The sequence below is a fragment of the Planktothrix paucivesiculata PCC 9631 genome, from assembly GCF_900009265.2.
GTDB lineage: Bacteria > Cyanobacteriota > Cyanobacteriia > Cyanobacteriales > Microcoleaceae > Planktothrix > Planktothrix paucivesiculata.
This window is the reverse complement of record NZ_LR735134.1, coordinates 1-349: the sequence shown is the minus strand read 5'-3', so window position 1 is coordinate 349 and position 349 is coordinate 1. Positions and strand designations below refer to the sequence as shown.

Here is a 349-nt window from a genome sequence, read left to right as displayed (position 1 = left end):
GTGATTTTTGGCAGTTTGTTCTAAATGATGGAGTTTTTGAACCGTTCCTTTTAATTGTTCAGTGAACTCGGGAACTTGAGCTAAAGGGTCTAAAACTTCACCTAATAAACGCTCACATTCTAAAGCGGTTTTCTCAACTTCTGAGACTTCAATTAAATGCCCTTCCGCTTGTAATTCTCTAACTAAAGTATTTCTAAATTTCCATTGACCTGCATTCACTCGGGCAGCAAATTTAGCCCAAGTCTGAGTATGTTTGGGAGTCAGTTGCTCATCAAAATCTATTGATAACTCTAAATCAATTTCTTGCAGAATTTTAAGATTGCGTTTAAAAACCTTATTTTGAGTTGCT

Annotated in this window: 1 protein-coding gene; it reads right to left on the bottom strand. The window is 35.8% G+C overall.

Going from position 1 to position 349, the window contains the following annotated elements:
• The coding region (locus PL9631_RS26540) for a hypothetical protein (RefSeq protein ID WP_197046541.1) at window positions 1–349 on the bottom strand (349 nt) is incomplete at both ends.